At 73.1% G+C, this 15611-nt stretch carries 14 protein-coding genes; 11 read left to right on the top strand and 3 right to left on the bottom strand.

The annotated features are described in order from the left end of the window. The first annotated feature begins 168 nt into the window (after positions 1-168). Positions 169-1344 carry a benzoate/H(+) symporter BenE family transporter gene (locus tag EI169_RS11590; RefSeq protein WP_125132467.1) on the top strand — a complete coding sequence of 392 codons (1176 nt, stop codon included), beginning with the start codon at positions 169-171 and terminating at the stop codon, positions 1342-1344. A gap of 105 nt (positions 1345-1449) precedes the next feature. On the opposite strand, the gene pcp is transcribed toward EI169_RS11590, so the two are convergent. Then, positions 1450-2043, bottom strand: a complete 594-nt coding sequence (gene pcp / locus EI169_RS11585) for a pyroglutamyl-peptidase I (protein ID WP_205783794.1) — start codon at positions 2041-2043, stop codon at positions 1450-1452. 138 nt (positions 2044-2181) lie between these two features. Here pcp and EI169_RS11580 point away from each other — a divergent pair, with 138 nt between their 5' ends. Together EI169_RS11580 and EI169_RS11575 are read left to right on the top strand one after the other, a co-directional pair. Continuing rightward, on the top strand, positions 2182-3978 hold the full coding sequence (locus tag EI169_RS11580) for a proline--tRNA ligase (RefSeq protein WP_125132466.1): 1797 nt from the start codon (positions 2182-2184) through the stop codon (positions 3976-3978). Continuing rightward, a complete protein-coding gene (locus EI169_RS11575) occupies positions 3975-4802 on the top strand; it encodes an aldo/keto reductase (RefSeq protein ID WP_205783793.1) in 828 nt (275 codons plus the stop codon). Before EI169_RS11580 ends, EI169_RS11575 begins: the two co-directional genes overlap by 4 nt. Positions 4803-4835: 33 nt before the next feature. On the opposite strand, the gene EI169_RS11570 is transcribed toward EI169_RS11575, so the two are convergent. Further along, positions 4836-5645 carry a DUF1206 domain-containing protein gene (locus EI169_RS11570; RefSeq protein ID WP_240640424.1) on the bottom strand — a complete coding sequence of 270 codons (810 nt, stop codon included), beginning with the start codon at positions 5643-5645 and terminating at the stop codon, positions 4836-4838. A 56-nt stretch (positions 5646-5701) separates the two neighbouring features. Here EI169_RS11570 and EI169_RS11565 point away from each other — a divergent pair, with 56 nt between their 5' ends. The 5 genes from EI169_RS11565 to rbfA all read left to right on the top strand — a co-directional run bounded on the left by EI169_RS11565 (position 5702) and on the right by rbfA (position 12251). After that, complete coding sequence (locus EI169_RS11565) at positions 5702-7537, top strand: lipase family protein (RefSeq protein WP_240640423.1); 1836 nt, start codon at positions 5702-5704, stop codon at positions 7535-7537. A gap of 91 nt (positions 7538-7628) precedes the next feature. Continuing rightward, the gene (gene nusA, locus EI169_RS11560; protein ID WP_125132464.1) at positions 7629-8615 is read left to right on the top strand and encodes a transcription termination factor NusA; all 987 of its coding nucleotides are present in this window, start codon (positions 7629-7631) and stop codon (positions 8613-8615) included. Between the two features lie 46 nt (positions 8616-8661). Then, positions 8662-8913, top strand: a complete 252-nt coding sequence (locus EI169_RS11555) for a YlxR family protein (RefSeq protein WP_125132463.1) — start codon at positions 8662-8664, stop codon at positions 8911-8913. A gap of 94 nt (positions 8914-9007) precedes the next feature. Then, complete coding sequence (gene infB / locus EI169_RS11550; protein WP_125132462.1) at positions 9008-11752, top strand: translation initiation factor IF-2; 2745 nt, start codon at positions 9008-9010, stop codon at positions 11750-11752. Positions 11753-11816: 64 nt separating this feature from the next. Next, positions 11817-12251 (top strand): 30S ribosome-binding factor RbfA, encoded by a 435-nt coding sequence (gene rbfA, locus EI169_RS11545; RefSeq protein ID WP_125132461.1) that lies wholly within the window; start codon positions 11817-11819, stop codon positions 12249-12251. 99 nt (positions 12252-12350) lie between these two features. Here the strand turns inward: rbfA and EI169_RS11540 are convergent, their stop codons facing one another. Continuing rightward, positions 12351-13217, bottom strand: a complete 867-nt coding sequence (locus EI169_RS11540; protein ID WP_125132460.1) for an A/G-specific adenine glycosylase — start codon at positions 13215-13217, stop codon at positions 12351-12353. 407 nt (positions 13218-13624) lie between these two features. Between EI169_RS11540 and EI169_RS11535 the strand changes: the two genes are divergently transcribed. Genes EI169_RS11535 through EI169_RS11525 form a run of 3 tightly spaced genes read left to right on the top strand, consistent with a single transcriptional unit; the run spans position 13625 to position 15560 of the window. Continuing rightward, positions 13625-14299 (top strand): uridine kinase, encoded by a 675-nt coding sequence (locus tag EI169_RS11535; protein ID WP_125132459.1) that lies wholly within the window; start codon positions 13625-13627, stop codon positions 14297-14299. Then, positions 14299-15195 (top strand): tRNA pseudouridine(55) synthase TruB, encoded by an 897-nt coding sequence (gene truB, locus EI169_RS11530; protein WP_125132458.1) that lies wholly within the window; start codon positions 14299-14301, stop codon positions 15193-15195. Before EI169_RS11535 ends, truB begins: the two co-directional genes overlap by 1 nt. After that, positions 15192-15560, top strand: coding sequence for a hypothetical protein (locus EI169_RS11525; protein WP_125132457.1), 369 nt, complete (start codon positions 15192-15194; stop codon positions 15558-15560). The genes truB and EI169_RS11525 overlap by 4 nt, the downstream gene beginning before the upstream one ends. Positions 15561-15611: the final 51 nt, after the last annotated feature.

Here is a 15611-nt window from a genome sequence, read left to right as displayed (position 1 = left end):
TCCGGCTTCCGAGCCGATCCGCGTGATTCCGAGGGTGCGTCTCGCTCCGCCACACGAATCTCCTGAGAAACGACCCGGATCGGCCGGTCGCCGCGGACGGCGGCAGGCCACGCGAGCGCGGGTGGCCACCCGGATGCAGCGGCCGGATCCGATAGCGTCGGGAACCGCATGTCCGACCTCGCCGCTCCCGCCTCCCGCCCCCTCGTCGCGGGCGTCGTGACCGCGCTCGTCGGGTTCACGAGCACGTTCGCCGTCGTCCTCACGGGCCTGCGCGCCGTCGGCGCGACGCCCGACCAGGCCGCGAGCGGGCTGCTCGCCCTGTCGGCGCTCGTCGGACTCGGCTGCCTCGTGATGGGGTGGCGCTACCGCCTGCCGATCACGATCGCGTGGTCGACCCCGGGCGTCGCGCTCCTCGCTGCGACGGGGCCCGTCGAGGGCGGATGGCCCGCTGTCGTCGGCGGGTTCCTCGTGTCGGCCGGCCTCATCCTCCTCACCGGCTTCTTCCCGCCGCTGGGCGCCCTCATCGCCCGCATCCCGCCGTCCATCGCGCAGGCGATGCTCGCAGGCGTGCTGCTGCCGCTGTGCGTCGCGCCCTTCGTCGGCCTGGTGGGCGACCCGTGGGCGGTCGCCCCGGTGCTCGTGGTGTGGCTCGTGGCCGCGCGGCTGCTGCCGCGCTGGTCGGTGCCGCTCGCGTTCGTCGCCGCCACGGTCGTCATCGTCGTAGGCCTCGTGTCATCGGGACCGGCCCCGGATGCAGCATCCCTCGCGCCACGTCTGGAGTTCACCGCGCCGACACTCACGGTCGGTGCGGTCGTCGGCGTCGCACTGCCCCTGTTCGTGGTGACGATGGCGTCGCAGAACGTGCCGGGCGTGGCGGTCATGAAGAGCCTCGGCTACACCGTGCCGTGGCGCCCCGCGATGTTCGTCACGGGCGTCGGCTCCGCCCTCGGGGCGACCGCGGGCGCCCACGCGATCAACCTCGGCGCCATCAGCGCCGCGATCGCCGCCGGCCCCGATGCGCACCCCGACCCGCAGCGGCGCTGGCTCGCGAGCGTCTCCGCCGGCGGCACCTACCTCGTGCTCGGCGCGCTGTCCTCGGCGTTCGCCGCGCTCGTGCTGCTGGCGCCGGAGGGCGTCATCCCCGCGGTGGCCGGCGTCGCGCTGTTCTCCGCGTTCGGCTCGGCCGTGCAGCAGGCCATCGACGACCCGGGGGAGCGGATCCCCGCCGTCGTGACGTTCCTCGTCGCGGCGTCCGGCATCGCCGTGGCCGGGGTGAGCGCGGCCTTCTGGGCGCTCCTCGCGGGCCTGCTCGTGCGCGCCGTGCTGCACGCCGGCCGGCGCTGACACAGCGCCGCCGCGCCCCCCCCGCCGAGAGTGCACCCTCGCGGCGAATCCGCGCCGCCCGGCGTGCACTCTCGCCGCGGCGGTGCACTTTCGGCGAGCGGGTGGTCAGGAGAGCGCGACGCGGACGGCCACCTCGAGCGCGTGCACGATGTCGGCGAGGGGGAGGGACGGTGCGTCGGCCGGGCCGGAGCCGGACGCCCACGGCACGTGGATGAACCCCGCGCGGGTGCTGTCGTCGGATGCCGCGAGCGCGGCGTACATCGTCGCGTTGCACACGAACGTGCCGGCCGAGTGCGACACGGCCGCGGGCACGCCGGCATCCGCCATCGCCGCGGTGATCGCCTTCACGGGAAGCGTCGCGAAGTACGCGGCGGGGCCCGAGGCCTCGACGGGCTCGTCGAGCGGCTGGGCGCCGTCGTTGTCGGGGATGCGCGCGTCGGCGAGATTGATCGCGACGCGCTCGGGCGTGACGGCCGTGCGCCCGCCGGCGAGCCCGGTCGCGATCACGACGTCGGGCCGGTGCTCGGCGATGAGCTGGCGCATCCGCGCCGTCGCACCGGCGAAGGTCACCGGCAGCACGGCGGTCACGAGATCCTCCGGGCCGGCCCACCGCTCGCCGACGAGGTGCACCGCCTCGCCCGAGGGATTCGTCGCATCGCCGGCGAACGGCTCGAACCCGGTCAGCAGCACGGTGGTCATCGCCCCAGGGTAGGCGCGTAGTCCGCTGAACGCCGCGAAGGTGCACGCTCCCGCCGAGCCTGCTCGCCCCAGTGAACGGTTTCGCCCCAACGGTGCACGCTCGGATCGGGTCGAACGGCGCGCCTAGACTCGTACCTCGTGGTCACCCGTCTCTCGACATACTTCCTCCGCACGCTCCGCGAAGACCCCGCCGACGCCGAGGTCACGAGCCACCGCCTGCTCGTGCGCGCCGGGTACATCCGCCGCAACGCGCCGGGCATCTTCGCGTGGCTGCCGCTCGGACTGAAGGTCAAGGCGAAGATCGAGGCCATCATCCGGGAGGAGATGGCCGCTGCGGGCGCGTTCGAGGTGCACTTCCCCGCCCTCCTGCCGCGTGAGCCCTATGAGGCCTCGGGTCGATGGGAGTCGTACGGCGACGGCATCTTCCGGCTGCAGGACCGCAAGGGCGCCGACTACCTCCTCGCCCCCACGCACGAGGAGATGTTCACGCTCCTCGTGAAGGACCTGTACTCGTCGTACAAGGACCTGCCGCTGACGATCTACCAGATCCAGGACAAGTACCGCGACGAGGCGCGGCCCCGTGCGGGCCTCCTGCGCGGGCGCGAATTCACGATGAAGGACGCGTACTCGTTCGACGCTTCCGACGCCGGGCTGGACGCGTCGTACCAGAAGCAGCGCGACGCCTACGAGCGCATCTTCCAGCGCCTGGGCCTCGAGTACGTCATCGTCAACGCCGACAACGGCCTCATGGGCGGGGCGAAGTCGGAGGAGTTCCTGCACCCCACCCCGGTCGGCGAAGACACGTTCGTGCGCTCGGCCGGCGGCTATGCAGCCAACGTGGAGGCGTTCACGACCGTCGTCCCCGAGGCGCTGCCGATCGAGGGGCAGCCCGAGCCGGTCGTCTTCGACTCCCCGAACACGCCGACGATCGCGACGCTCGTCGACCACGCCAACGCGCACCTCGACGCGCCCGCGCCGGGCATCGCAGGACCTGCGACGGCGGATGCGGCGAGGTGGACCGCCGCCCACACGCTCAAGAACGTCGTGCTCGCCCTCACCCACCTCGACGGCACGCGCGAGCTCGTCGTCGTCGGCATCCCCGGCGACCGCGACGTCGACGACAAGCGCGTCGAGGTCGCGTTCGCGCCGGCGGAGGTCGAGCCGGCCACCGAGGACGACTTCGAGGCCAATCCGCTCCTCGTGAAGGGCTACATCGGCCCGTGGTCGCCGACGGGGCCCGTGCTGGGCGAGGAGTCGGCCACCGGCATCCGGTACCTGCTCGACCCTCGCGTGGTGGACGGCACGGCGTGGATCACCGGCGCGAACATCGACCAGAAGCACGTGCACTCGCTCGTGGCCGGCCGCGACTTCGTGGGCGACGGCTTCGTCGAGGTCGCCTCCGTCCGCGCGGGCGATCCGGCTCCGGACGGATCGGGCCCTGTCGAGCTCGCGCGGGGCATGGAGATCGGCCACGTCTTCCAGCTCGGCCGGTTCTTCGCGGAGACCCTCGGGCTGAAGGTGCTCGACGAGAACGGCAAGCTCGTCACCGTCACGATGGGGTCGTACGGCATCGGCGTCACCCGCATCCTCGCGATCATCGCCGAGCTCAACAACGACGACAAGGGTCTCATCTGGCCGGCGTCGGTCGCGCCGTTCGACGTGCACGTCGTGGCGACGGGCAAGGATGCGGCGGCGTTCGAGCTGGCCGAGAAGGTGGCCGCGCAGCTCGAGGCCGACGGGCTCGACGTGCTCTACGACGACCGCCCCAAGGTCTCGCCCGGGGTGAAGTTCGGCGACGCCGAGCTCGTCGGCGTGCCGCGCATCCTCGTCGTGGGACGCGGCGCCGCGGACGGCCAGGTCGAGCTGTGGGACCGCAGCACGGGCGAGCGCGACACGCTCGCCGTCGCGGAGGCCGTGGAGCGGCTGCGGTCGTGACCGCGCTGCCGGCCCCCCGGGTTCCGCTCGCCGACGGGCGGAGCATCCCGCAGCTGGGCTTCGGCACGTACAAGGTGCCGGCCGATGCGACCGCCGATCTCGTCGTCGAGGCGCTGCGGATCGGCTACCGCCACGTCGACACCGCGACGCTCTACGGCAACGAGGCGGAGGTGGGCGACGGCATCCGTCGCAGCGGCCTCGACCGCGACGACGTGTTCGTCACGACCAAGGTGTGGAACGACGACCACGGCTTCGACGAGGCGCTCCGCGCGTTCGACGCGAGCGCGGCGCGGCTCGGCCTCGACGAGGTCGATCTGTATCTGATCCACTGGCCGATCCCGAGCCGCGACCGCTACGTGGACACGTGGCGCGCCCTCGTGCGGCTGCGCGAGGAGGGACGCGCCCGGTCGATCGGCGTCAGCAATTTCTCGCCCGCCCACATCGAGCGCATCGCCGAGGCGACGGGCGTGTGGCCGGTCATCGACCAGGTGGAGCTGCATCCGCGCTTCCCGCAGCGGGACCTGCAGCGGTGGAACGATGCGCACGGCATCGTGACCGAGGCGTGGGCGCCGCTCGCCCGCGGTGGGCTGCTCGACGACCCCGCGCTCGCCGAGATCGCCCGTCGGCACGGCCGGACGCCCGCGCAGGTCGTGATCCGGTGGCACCTGGACCGGGGCCTCGTGCTGTTCCCCAAGTCGACCTCCGCGGCGCGCCTGCGCGAGAACGCCGACGTGTTCGACTTCTCGCTCGACGACGCGGATCGAGCCGTCATCGCGCGCCTGGAGACGGGCGAGCGCACCGGGCGCGACCCGGATCTCGACTGAACCGGGCGCCGGGGCGCTCACGCGTCGGGCACGTCAGGCACTGAGCCGCGCGTAGCGGGCACGGAAGATCGTGAACACGCCGTACGCGAGGAACCCGGCGCCCACCGTCGCCCCGAGCGCCGGTCCGGCCGGCAGGGTGAGCAGGGCCTGGACGGCGCCGTCGATGCCGCCGGCGGTGTCGGGGTCGAGTCGCACCGCCGCGATCACGAGCAGCACGCCCGCGATGAGGAGCGCGACGCCCTTCGCCACGAAGCCGACCACCCCGACACCGGCCAGCACGTGCCCCCAGCCGGAGCGGGGGAACGACACCTTGTCGCGGAACGAGCGCCGCACGCCCATCACGACGAACGCGATCCCCGCGATCGCCACGCCGACTCCGGCGGCGCCGACGACGAACAGGCCGCCGGGGACGGTGAACAGGCCGCGGCTGGCGTCCTCGGCGGTGCGCTCGGCACTCGGACGGGCGCCGAGGGCGATGGCGGCGGCGACCACCCCCACCACGGCGAACGCGACGGCCTGACCCAGTTCGGAGACCAGGATGCCCGCCCGCTTGGCGGCGTCCGCGCGCCGCGCGGCGATCGCGGCCGCGGCGTGCCACACCGCGAGGGCGGCGAGGCCGATCGCCACGGCCCACAGCAGGACCACGCCGCCGGGCGCGCGGGCGACGGAGGTGAAGGCGCCCGTCTGGTCGGCCTCCGATCCGCCGCCGAAGCACGCCACGAGCACGACCACGCCGATGAGGACGTGGGTGATCCCGTTCGCGACGTACCCGGCCCGCGCGAGGAGGCGGACGACGGGATTGCGCTCGACGTCGCGCGCCGCCGAGCGCACGGTGCTCATCATCCCCGCACCCTACCTCCGCCCGGAGCGTCATCGGCGACACGCTTATCATGGGGCGGATGTCGACCGCCCGGCGCTGGAGCGCCCTGCCCGTGCTCGTGGCGCGCGCGCCGGCGCGGGTCGTGCTCGTCGTCGGCATCGTCGTCGTCGTCCTCGGCGCGCTCATCGTCACGCGCCCGCTCACCTCGCTCGTGCTCCTCGCGATCTACATCGGCGTGAGCGCCGTCGTCACCGGCGTCGTCGAGCTGATACCGCGCGGTCGGCGCCTGCGCTGGTGGAATCGCGCGGTCGCGGCGGTGTGGATCGTCGGCGGCCTCGCCGTGCTCGTGTGGCTCGGGCGCAGCCTCGACCTGCTGCCCCAGGCGCTCGCCGTCTTCCTCGTGGTGGGCGGGCTTGCCGCCATCGGCGACGCGCTGCGCCGCGGGCGCGTCAGCGAGCGGGTGCTCGCCGCCGCATCCGGTGTCGCACAAGTCGCGTTCGCGGTGCTGTCGCTCACCTGGCCGGATGTCACGGTGCTCGTCGTCGCGATCGTCTTCGGTGTGCGCACGCTCGTCTTCGGGGGCTCGCTCGTCATCCGCGGCGCCCGGGAGTGGCGCGCGCAGGTGCGCGAGCGGCGGGGCGCACCCGCCGCGGAGCGCACGCGCGATGCGGCGGCCGTGCGGGTCCGCACCCGGTGGGCGGCGGCCGGGCGCTACGCGCTCGCGGTCGTGCTCGTGGCGACCGCGGCGGGCGGATGGTGGCTCGACGACTGGCTCGCCGAGGGCGCTCCGGTCATCGACGCGTTCTACTCGCCGCCCGCCGATCTTCCCGAGGGCCACGGGCGCCTCATCCGGTGGGACGTCTACCAGGGCCGGGCCCCGCAGAACGGCGACGTGTACCGCGTGCTGTACACGACACGGGATGCGGTGAGCCGCCCCGCCGTCGCGAGCGGGCTCGTCATCGTGCCGAAGCACCCGCCGGCCGGACCGCGTCCGGTCGTCGTATGGAACCACGGCACGACCGGTGTCGCGCAGGGCTGCGCGCCGAGCCTGCGCGACGCGTCGGCGACGCGCTGGTCGATCCCCGCACTCGAGGACGCGCTGAAGGCCGGATGGGTGGTCGTCGCCTCCGACTACAGCGGGCAGGGCGCCCCCGGGACCTTCCCCTACCTCATCGGCAAGGGAGAAGCGCGGTCGTCGCTCGACATCGTGCTGGCCGCCGCCGAGCTCCCGGACGTCACGCTCTCGCCCGACACCGTCGTGTGGGGGCACTCGCAGGGCGGTCACGCGGCGCTGTGGACGACGCGCCTCGCGCCCGAGTACACCCCCGGCATCGACGTGCTCGGCACCGCCGCGATCGCCCCGGCCGCCGAGCCCGCCGCTCTCGCGCGCGAGCTCCTGCGCAGCGACGCGAGCGCCCTGCTGTCGGTGCTGACGTCGTGGGTGCTCGTGCCCTACTCCGAGACGTACGCCGACGTGCACCTCGAGGACTACGTCACGCCGGGAGCCAGGTCCATCGTCCGGGAGATGACGCAGCGCTGCCCGACCGAGCCGGGCGTGGTGGTCTCGGTGCTCACGGCGCTCGGCGTCTCGGAGGATCGACCGCTCTACGACGCCGACCTCACGGCGGGGGCACTCGGCCGCCGGCTCGAGGAGAACAGCGCGGTCGCGCCCCTCGGCTCTCCGATCCTGCTCGCGTGGGGGCGGGCCGACGAGGTCATCCCGACGAAACTGCAGGGCGAGCTCGTCCGGGAGCTCTGCAGCCAGGGGCAGACCGTGAAGTGGCGGTCGTACAGCGGCTACACCCACCTTCAGCCGATCCTCCCGAAATCGCGGTTCCTCCCCGTCCTGTACCGCTGGACGGACGCGCTCTTCGAACGCGCGCCCGGCGAGCTGGACGACTGCGGCAAGGAATGAGCGCCTGCCCTGAACGCCGCTGCATCCGGTAACGTATTCAGGATGTCGGCGGCGGTGAGCGCCGACGAGAGCTGAATAGGGGAGGCCCACGGTGGACATCGATCTCGCGCTGCTGAAGACGATCGAACGGGAGAAGGAGATTCCCTTCGACGAACTCGCCGGCATCATCGAGCAGGCCATCCTGACCGCGTACGGAAAGCACACCTCGCCCACCGGCGCCGTCCCCGAGGGCGCGCGCGCCCACCTCGACCGCAAGACCGGTCACGTCGCGATCTACACGCCCGTCCTCGACGAGGAGGGCGCCGTGATCGGCGAGGAGGAGCAGGTTCCCGATGACTTCGGCCGCATCGCGGCGTTCGCCGCGAAGCAGGTCATCAGCCAGCGTCTGCGCGACATCGCCGACGACGCCGTGCTCGGGGAGTTCCGCGGCAAGGAGGGCGACATCGTCGCCGGCGTCGTGCAGCAGGGCCCCAACCCCCGCATGGTGCACGTCGACCTCGGCTCCGTCGAGGCGATCCTGCCGCCCGAGGAGCAGGTGCCGGGGGAGACGTATCCGCACGGCTCACGCCTCCGCGTCTACGTCACCTCCGTCGGCCGCGGCGCGAAGGGCCCCTCGATCACCGTGTCGCGCACGCACCCCGGCCTCGTCCGCAAGCTCTTCGCCCTGGAGGTGCCGGAGATCGCGAACGGCCTCGTCGAGATCGTCTCCCTCGCGCGCGAGGCCGGTCACCGCACCAAGATGGCCGTGAAGGCCAACGACCCGACCATCAACGCGAAGGGCGCGTGCATCGGCGAGCTCGGCCGCCGCGTGCGCGCGGTCACCGAGGAGCTCGGCGGCGAGAAGATCGACATCGTCGACTACGACGCCGACCTGCCGCGGTTCGTCGCGAACGCGCTGTCGCCGGCGAAGGTGACGTCGAGCTTCGTGCTCGATGCCAACACCAAGGCCGTCCGTGCGCTCGTGCCCGACTACCAGCTGTCGCTCGCAATCGGCAAGGAGGGCCAGAACGCCCGCCTGGCCGCGAAGCTCACCGGCGCGAAGATCGACATCCAGCCCGATTCGGTCCTCGAGGACTGAGGCGGCGAGCCGGCCGTCGCGTCGCGCGGCAGGCCCGAGGTGTAGAATGGAAGCTGTACGAACGTGCGTCGGATGCCGCACGCGTGCTCCCCGGTCCGCACTCCTGCGAGTCGTGGCCGTCGATTCGGTCCTCGTCCGCGATGACCGCGCGACGATGCCGGGGCGCGGCGCGTGGGTGCACGAGACGGATGCGTGCGTGGATGCCGCGCTGCGGCGCCGGGCCTTCGTGCGAGCATTGCGCGTGCCGGGTCCGCTCGACACGCGGACCTTTCAGATGACCCTCCAGCGAAACGGCTGAACGGCTATGGACACAAAGTGAACGGCTCGAAATGAGACCCGTCCGCAAGTAACGGTCCGCCCTGTCCCGGGGCGGGCCCCCAGACAGGAGAATTGTGGCAAAACCACGCGTACACGAGATCGCTTCCGAGCTCGGCGTCGACAGCAAGGTCGCCCTCGCGAAGCTGAAGGAGCTCGGCGAGTTCGTCAAGAGCCCTTCCTCGACCATCGAACCCCCGGTCGCCCGTAAGCTGCGGGCGGCTCTGAGCGCCGACGGCGCCGCCCCGGCGGCCGCCAAGCCGGCCGCTCCCGCGCGCTCCGGCGCCCAGCCGGGTCCCGCGCGCCCGGCGACCCCCGGTCGTCCCGGTCCCGCGCGCCCCAGCGCGTCGCCGTCGCCCGCGCCGGCCGCGCCCGCGCCCGCCGCATCCGCGAGCCCCGCCCCGTCGGCTCCGGCGCCCTCGGCGCCCGCGCGGCAGGCCGGGCCCGCGCCGGCAGGCGGACCGAAGCCCGGTCCCGCCGCGCCCGCGCCGCAGGCGCCGCGTCCCGGTGGCGCGCCGCGCCCCGGCAACAACCCGTTCTCGTCGTCGCAGGGCATGGGCCAGCGTCCCGCCGGCCCGCGCCCGGGCAACAACCCCTTCGCGTCGGCGCAGGGCATGGGCCAGCGCCCGACTCCCGGCAACATCCCGCGTCCGCAGGCGCCGCGTCCCGGCGCTCCGCGTCCCGGCGCTCCGCGCCCCGGCGGCGCCGGTCGTCCCGGTGGCGGCGGTCGTCCCGGCGCGCCCTTCCAGCAGCGTCCGGGTGGTCCCGGTCGTCCCGGCGGTGCCGGCGGCGGGTTCGCCGGTCGTCCCGCAGGCGGCGGCTTCGCCGGTCGACCCGGTGGCGGCGGTGGTCGCGGTCGCGGTCCCGGCGGCGGCACCGCGGGTGCCTTCGGCAAGGGCGGCGGCAAGTCGAAGCAGCGCAAGTCGCGTCGCGCGAAGCGGCAGGAATTCGAGATGCGGTCGGCGCCGGTCGTCGGCGGCGTCAACGTCCAGAAGGGCAACGGCGAGATCATCCGCCTGCGCCGCGGCGCGTCGATCGCGGACTTCGCCGACAAGCTCGAGGCGCTGAACGGCTACACCGTGCAGCCCGGCACGCTCGTGACCATCCTGTTCAACCTGGGTGAGATGGCGACGGCCACCGAGTCGCTCGACGAGGCGACCTTCGAGGTCCTCGGCGAGGAGCTCGGCTACAAGATCCAGATGGTCTCGCCCGAGGACGAGGACAAGGAGCTCCTGGAGGGCTTCGGTCTCGACCTCGACGCGGAGCTGGAGGCCGAGAACGAGGAGGACCTCGAGATCCGGCCGCCGGTCGTGACCGTCATGGGTCACGTCGACCACGGTAAGACGCGACTGCTCGACGCCATCCGCCAGACCAACGTGGTCGCAGGCGAGGCCGGCGGCATCACGCAGCACATCGGTGCCTACCAGGTCTGGACCGAGCACGAGGGCATCGAGCGTGCGATCACCTTCATCGATACCCCGGGTCATGAGGCGTTCACCGCCATGCGTGCCCGCGGCGCGCAGGTGACCGACATCGCGATCCTCGTCGTGGCCGCCGACGACGACATCATGCCGCAGACGGTGGAGGCGCTGAACCACGCACAGGCGGCGAACGTGCCGATCGTGGTCGCGGTGAACAAGATCGACAAGCCCGAGGCGAACCCCGCCAAGGTGCGTCAGCAGCTCACCGAGTACGGTCTGGTCGCCGAGGAGTACGGCGGCGACGTGATGTTCGTGGACGTGTCGGCGCGCAACAACATCGGCATCCAGGACCTCCTGGACGCGGTGCTGCTGACGGCCGACGCGGGCCTGGACCTCACGGCCAACCCGAACAAGGACGCCCGCGGCGTCGCCATCGAGGCCAAGCTCGACAAGGGCCGCGGTTCGGTCGCGACGGTGCTCATCCAGTCCGGAACGCTGCGGGTCGGCGACGCGATCGTCGCCGGCACGGCGTACGGCCGCGTGCGCGCGATGATCGACGAGAACGGCGAGGCCGTGGCCGAAGCCGCCCCGTCCCGCCCGGTGCAGGTGCAGGGTCTGAACTCCGTGCCCCGAGCCGGCGACGTGTTCATCGTCACCGAGGAGGACCGCACGGCGCGTCAGATCGCCGAGAAGCGCGAGGCTGCCGAGCGCAACGCGGCCCTGGCGAAGGCGCGCAAGCGCATCTCGCTCGAGGACTTCACGCGGGCGCTGGAAGAGGGCAAGGTCGAGTCGCTCAACCTCATCATCAAGGGCGACGTGTCCGGTGCCGTCGAGGCGCTGGAGGAGTCGCTGCTGAAGATCGAGGTCGACGACTCGGTGCAGCTGCGCATCATCCACCGCGGCGTCGGCGCGATCACCGAGTCGGATGTGAACCTCGCCACGATCGACAACGCGATCGTGATCGGCTTCAACGTCCGCCCCGACACGAAGGCGCGCGAGCGCGCCGCTCGCGAGGGCGTGGACATCCGGTTCTACTCGGTCATCTACAACGCGATCGACGACGTCGAGCAGTCGCTCAAGGGCCTGCTCAAGCCGGAGTTCGAAGAGGTGCAGTCGGGTGTCGCCGAGATCCGCGAGGTGTTCCGCTCCTCGAAGTTCGGCAACATCGCCGGTGTCATCGTCCGCTCGGGCACGATCACGCGCAACGCGAAGGCGCGCGTCATCCGCGAGGGTGTCGTGATCGCCGACGGGCTCGCGATCGAGTCGCTGCGTCGCTTCAAGGACGACGTCACCGAGGTGCGCACCGACTTCGAGGCCGGTATCGGGCTCGGAAAGTACAACGACATCCAGGTGGGCGACGAGATCGAGACCACCGAGATGGTCGAGAAGCCGCGAGGCTGACGCACATCGACGACGTGAGGGGCGCCTTCGGGCGTCCCTCACCCGTCTGAGGAGGGAGACCGCCATGGCTGGCGAACGACAGGCACGACTGGCCGACCGCATCCGCGTGCTGATCGCGGAGCGACTGGAGAAGGGGCTGCGCGACCCGCGCCTCGGCTTCGTGACGATCACCGATGTCAAGGTGACGCGCGATCTGCAGCACGCGTCGGTGTTCTACACCGTTCTCGGCACGCCGGAGGAGCGCGAGGGCACGGCCGCCGCGCTGAAGGCGGCGACCGGGATGCTGCGCAGCGAGGTGGGCAAGCAGCTCGGCGTGCGCCTCACGCCGTCGCTCGAGTTCATCCCCGACGCGATCCCGGAGAACGCCGATCACATCGCGGCTCTCCTGCGGGAGGCCGCCGAGCGCGACGCGGCCGTCGCGGGTCTCGCGTCGAGCGCGACGTACGCCGGCGACGCCGACCCGTACGTCAAGCCGCGAGAGGACGACGACGAGGACTGACCTCACCGAAAACGGGCGAATCGGTCGAGAACGGTAGGGGATCCGCGGATTCCTCCTGATCTCGGCCGATTCGCCCGTTCTCGCGCGCTCGGCGCGGGCTCAGCGCGGGAGGTGGAGGGCGCCGTCGGACGCCTCGGCGAGGCCGTCGGCGATGAGGGAGTCGATCGCGCGGTCGCGCTGCGCCGCATCCGGCCACGCCGCGAGCACGTCGCCGAGCGCGACGGGATCGGGGGCCGCGTCGCGCAGCTGCTTGAGTGCGGCGCCGCGCGCCTGACGATCGCTGCCCTCGTAGCGTGCCTGCCGCCGGCGGCCGTCCGGAGTGTCCGGGTATCCTGCGGCGCGCCACGCGCACGCGACGGAGAGCGGACACGCCTCGCACCGCGGCGCGCGCGCCGTGCACACGAGCGCCCCGAGCTCCATCGCCGCGGCGTTCACGACGGCCGCCGTGTCGCGGTCGGCCGGCAGGATGGCAGCCATCCGTTCCAGGTCGCGGCGTGAGGGGGCGCCCGGCTGCGCCGCGCCGTCCAGCGCCCGCGCGAGCACGCGCCGCGTGTTCGTGTCGACGACCGGGTGCGTGTCGCCGTACGCGAAGACGGCCACGGCGCGAGCGGTGTAATCGCCGATGCCGGTGAGCGCCAGGAGGGCGTCGACATCGCGCGGCACCTCGCCGCCGTGGCGGTCGCGGATCTCCACCGCGGCGCGATGCAGCCAGAGCGCACGCCGCGGGTAGCCGAGGTTCGCCCACTGGCGCACGGCCTCGGCGGGGGCCTCCGCCGCGAGTGCCGCGGGAGTGTGCCACCGCTCGAGCCACGCCTCCAGGTGCGGGATGACGCGCGCCACGGGCGTCTGCTGTAGCATGAACTCGCTCACGAGCGTTCCCCACGCCCCGAAGCCCGGCCGACGCCACGGCAGATCCCGCGCATGAATGGCGTACCACGCGGCCAGGGGCGTCGCGAGGTCGGGCACCGCACCAGCCTAAGCGGGCGGCGCGCGAGGGCCTCGGAGCATCACGATCCCAACTGCAGCGGCCCCTGTACGCGCAGCAGGACGGCGTCGTCCGCATCATCGAGGCGGCCATGGCCGACGGTCCGCGCACGTCAGACGGGCTGGGAGTGGGCTCGACGCGTGCCGACGTGCTCGCCGTCTAACCGGACGCTCAGCTGGTCCGGCAGAATCTCGCGTGGCTGCAGTCGGGCACCCTCATCTTCGGGTTCCGTGAGGGAATCACCATCGGCGGCGACGGCACCGAGACGGACGAGCGATCGCCCTCCGACCTCGTCGTGTCGGTCGGTGTCACCGACATCGGGCCACAGTACGAGTACTGCGGCTGACGTGCGCGGGCCTCTGCCGAAGGCGGCCCGTAGGCTGGACGGATGCGGCTTCCCACGACCCCGGCGGTCGCGCTCCTGCGCGCCCTGCGCGACGATGTCCGCCGCATCCGCCCCGCCGGCCGCGTGATCGCTGCGGTCGACGGCATCGACGGGGCGGGGAAGACGACGTTCGCCGACACGTGGGCCGAGGTCTTCGCCGAGGACGGCGCGGCGGTCTACCGCGCGTCGATCGACGGCTTCCATCGGCCGCGCGCCGAGCGCTATCGCCGGGGCCGCACCTCGGCCGAGGGCTTCTACCTCGACTCCTACGACTACGCCACCTTCCGGCGCGTGCTCATCGACCCCTTCCGCGTCGGTGCGGGTGCGGGTTTCCAGCTCGCCGTGTTCGACGTCGCCCGCGACACCCCGATCGAGGCGCAGTGGGTGACCGCGCCGCGCGACGCGGTGCTGCTCGTCGACGGGATCTTCCTGCACCGGCCCGAGCTGCGCGACCTGTGGGACTGGTCGGTGTGGCTGGACGTCCCCGAGGCGGTCGCCGCCGCGCGCCGGGCGCTGCGCGACGGCTCCGACCCCGACCCAGCCGCCCCGTCGAACGCCCGTTACCGCGACGGCCAGCGACGGTACATCGCGGACGCCGACCCGCGCGCCGCCGCCACGGCGGTCGTGGAGTACTCCGATCTCGCCGCGCCGATCCGCCTTCCCGAGGGGGCCCGCTGATGCCCGCCGGCGGCATCCTGCTGGTCGACAAGCCGCAGGGGATCACCAGTCACGACGTCGTCGCGCGCGCGCGGCGCGCGCTCGGCACGCGCAAGGTGGGGCACGCCGGAACGCTCGACCCGATGGCGACGGGGCTGCTCGTCCTGGGCGTCGACGGTGCGACGCGTCTGCTCACGTACCTCGTCGGCGCCGACAAGACGTACACGGCGACGATCCGCCTCGGGGCGCGCACCGACACCGACGATGCCGAGGGCACCGTGGTGGAGCGTGCGGATGCGGCGGCGTGGGCGGACGTCGACGATGCGGCGATCGATCGCGGCGTCGCGGCGCTCACCGGCGACATCCGTCAGGTGCCGAGCACGGTGTCGGCGATCAAGGTGCAGGGCCGCCGCGCGTACGACCTCGCGCGGGCGGGGGAGAGCGTCGAGCTCGCCGCGCGCGCCGTCACGGTGTCGCGGTTCGCCGTGCTCGCCCGCCGACGCTCGCCCGACGCGCTCGACCTCGACGTCGTCGTCGACTGCTCCAGCGGCACGTACATCCGGGCGCTCGCGCGGGACCTCGGCGCCGGGCTCGGCGTCGGCGGCCACCTGACCGCGCTGCGGCGGGAGCGGGTCGGCCCGTTCGACGTGGCCGACGCCGTCGCGTCCGACGCGATCGCGGCCGATCGCCTGCTGAGCCCCGCCGCCGCGGCGACGGCCGCGATCGGCGCGCTCGCCGTCACCGCCGACGAGGCCCGCGACCTGCGCCACGGCAAGCGCCTCACCGGCGCCGCGGAGCGGCTCACGGGCACGCGAGCCGCCGCGGTCGACCCGCACGGTGCGCTCGTCGGCGTCGTCGAGGTGCGCGGAGCCGACCTGAAGAGCGTCATGAACATGCCCGAGGAGGTCTCCGCGTGATTCTGTGGTTCACGCTCGTCCAGGTCGGCGTCGCCTCCCTCGTCGCGGTCGTCGCGATCGTCGCGGGCCTGGCCGGTCGCCCGCCGGGCGACGTCACCGTGGGCGGTCTGGCGCTCCTCGAGCTGCTGCTCGTGTCGCAGATCGTGGTCGCGATCGTCTCGCCCTTCGTCGGCAACCCGCCCTCGGGGAGCGCCCTGGAGTACTGGGTGTACCTGATCTCGGCCGCCCTGCTGCCGCCGGCCGGCGTCGCGTGGGCGCTGCTGGAGCGCAGCCGCTGGAGCACCGTCATCATGGGGGTCGCCGCCGTGGCCGTCGCGATCATGGTGTGGCGGATGCACGTGATCTGGACCGCGCAGGTCGCCTGACCGCCGGTTCACCCGCCCGCCGACGACCGGCCCGCCCCGCCTAGGATGGGG

The organism is Microbacterium sp. 10M-3C3 (genome assembly GCF_003931875.1).
Taxonomy (GTDB): domain Bacteria; phylum Actinomycetota; class Actinomycetes; order Actinomycetales; family Microbacteriaceae; genus Microbacterium.
This window is presented reverse-complemented; position numbering and strand designations above follow the sequence as displayed.